Annotated in this window: 2 protein-coding genes; both read right to left on the bottom strand. The window is 69.3% G+C overall.

Annotated elements, in window-relative coordinates:
- Nucleotides 1-15 precede the first annotated feature (15 nt).
- Entirely contained in the window at nucleotides 16-1,218 is a 1,203-nt protein-coding gene (locus tag MXD62_RS27305) for a cytochrome P450 (protein WP_248832269.1), read from the bottom strand.
- Between the two features lie 59 nt (nucleotides 1,219-1,277).
- A partial coding sequence (locus MXD62_RS27300) for an FAD-dependent monooxygenase (protein ID WP_248832268.1) occupies nucleotides 1,278-2,268 on the bottom strand: 991 nt, incomplete at its 5' end.

The raw sequence follows: 2,268 nt of genomic DNA, 5'->3' as shown, positions 1-2,268 counted from the left end.
CAGGACCGATGATGATCAGTTCCAGGCGACCGGGAGGGAGTGCACGCCGTAGAACGCCATGGTGCGTCGCATCGGCACCTCCTCCTTCGGTACCGCCAGCCGCAGTGTCGGGAAACGGCTGAACAGCGCGGGATAGGCGACTCGCATCTGGATCCGCGCGAGCTCCTGGCCGAGGCACTGGTGCAGGCCGTGGCCAAGTGCGAGATGCGCACGCCCGCCGCGTGTCACATCCAATGTGTCTGGATCGTCGAACCGGTCAGGATCACGGTTCGCCGCGGGCAGCGAGAGGGTGACGGTCTCCCCCGCCCTGATCAGCTGCCCCTCGAGCTCGACATCCTGCAGCGCGGTGCGGGTCGGCCCGATGTGGACGATGGTCAGGTACCGCAGCAGTTCCTCGACCGCGCTGTCCACCAGGCCAGGGCCGTGGGTGAACACCCGCAACTGCTCCGGGTGCTCCAGCAGTGCGAACGTGCCCAGCGCCAGCATGTTGCCGGTGAGTCCGTGTCCGGCGAACAGCAGCGACAGCCCGATAGTGGTCAGCTCCTCGTCGTCGAGGCCGCTGGCGGTGGCCAGACTGCCCAGCAGGTCGTCCGTAGGCTCGGCACGCTTCGCCCGGACCAGGCCGCGGACGAAGTCGCGCAGGCCGCCGAGGGCGCTCATGGTCTGCTCCGGGGTGGACTCCATGTTCACCATCACAAGAGAACGCGACTGGAACTGGTCCCGGTCGTCGTACGGCACCCCCAGCAGCTCGCAGATCACCAGTGAGGGCACCGGAAGCGCGAAAGCCTGCACGAGATCGGCTGCCGACCCCGCCCGGTCCATCGCGTCCAGGTGGTCCGCCACGATCCGCTCGATCGTCGGGGTGAGCTCGGCCATCCGGCGTGCGGTGAACTGGCTGGTCAGCAGTCGCCGGTACCGGGTGTGTTCCGGGGGGTCCATCTCGGGGAAGGAGCCGGGCTCGGCCGGGGCAGGCTCCGCGGACATCATCGGGTGCGGGATGGGGAAGTGCTGCAGTTCCCGCCGCGAGCTGAAAGCCGGGTCTGCCAGCACCGCGCGCGCGGCGGCATAGCCGGTGATCAACCAACCAAGATGACCGTCCGGGTAGGCGAAGCGGGCGACAGGGCTTGCCTTGCGCAGGTCGGCCAAGTCGTCAGCCGGGTCGAACAGTGTGTTCCGGGTCATCGGCAGCGTGTGAACAGTCGGGATGGCCTCGGTCATCGAAACTCCTCGCGACGATTGGACAGCATGCTGTTACGTCAGTTCTCCGGGAGTGCCCGTCAGCGGGCGACGACCGGCGGCTCGAGTTCGGATGCGGCGGCAGCAGCGGCGGGCGGGGACACCGGACGCAGGCGTCCCCGCAGGTCGTCCACGAGTGTGTTGAGCCCCGCGCGATCCGCGGCACCACCGAAGGCGTAGAAATCCGGCCGGACGAGCAGTGCCGCCGAGCTGGTCTCGGCAAGCAGGGACAGGTACACCCCGTCAAGGTCGACAACCGTGTGGACGCCTCCCGGGGGCGCGGTCCCGGCCGGCGTGCCGGCATCGGCCGTTGCCACGTCGGCGGTGTGGACCTGGTCGGCGTCCAGGATCTGGTCCGCGGGCAGAACGTGCACGAGATGGGCGCCGAGCTCGGCGAGGAACTCCCGGGAGCCGGCGTCGATCAGGTCCGCCGGCCGCCGTGCACACAGCAGCACGAACCCCAGGCCGACGATGTCGTCGAACAGGCCGATCTCACCATCCCGCGCGACCCGGCCTTGTGGGAGCAGCACGCCGGCCGGGGCCGACGGCCTTCCCGTCGGCCCATGGTGGAGCAGCCCCTTCTTCAGCGGCTGCAGCGGGGAGCGCTGCCGTAGGGCGACAGCCGGGACCGGTCGGCTCGCGGCGGCGAGCATCACGGTGTCCCGATCGGCCGCGGCCCGATGATCGGTCTGGCAGATGATCCTTCCCAGATTCACCGACATGCTGATGGCGTGCTGCACGTGCGCCTGACGCTCGGCCATGTAACTGTCCAGCAGCGGCGCGTCGGCCTGATCTCGTAGCACCAGGTCGAGCTTCCAGGCCAGGTTCATCACGTCGCGGAAGCCCGAGGTCATGCCCTGCCCGGCGAACGGTGGCATCAGGTGGCAGGCGTCGCCGGCGAGCAGTATCCGGCCCCGCCGCCACTGCTGGGCGTAACTCGCCTCGAAGGTGTAGACGTGCTGGCGCTCCAGTGTGGCGTTGTCCGGACGGACGCCGAACAGCTCCAGCAGCCGCCACGCACTGTCCGCGGTG

The organism is Frankia sp. Mgl5, assembly GCF_023242985.1.
GTDB lineage: Bacteria > Actinomycetota > Actinomycetes > Frankiales > Frankiaceae > Parafrankia > Parafrankia soli.
The sequence above is the reverse complement of the archived record's forward strand: the minus strand, read 5'-3'. Positions and strand labels throughout refer to the sequence as shown.

Bases quoted from the DNA above. Each gene is read 5' to 3' on its own strand.
- MXD62_RS27305 (WP_248832269.1), bottom strand. From the start codon at position 1,218: ATGACCGAGGCCATCCCGACTGTTCACACGCTGCCGATGACCCGGAAC.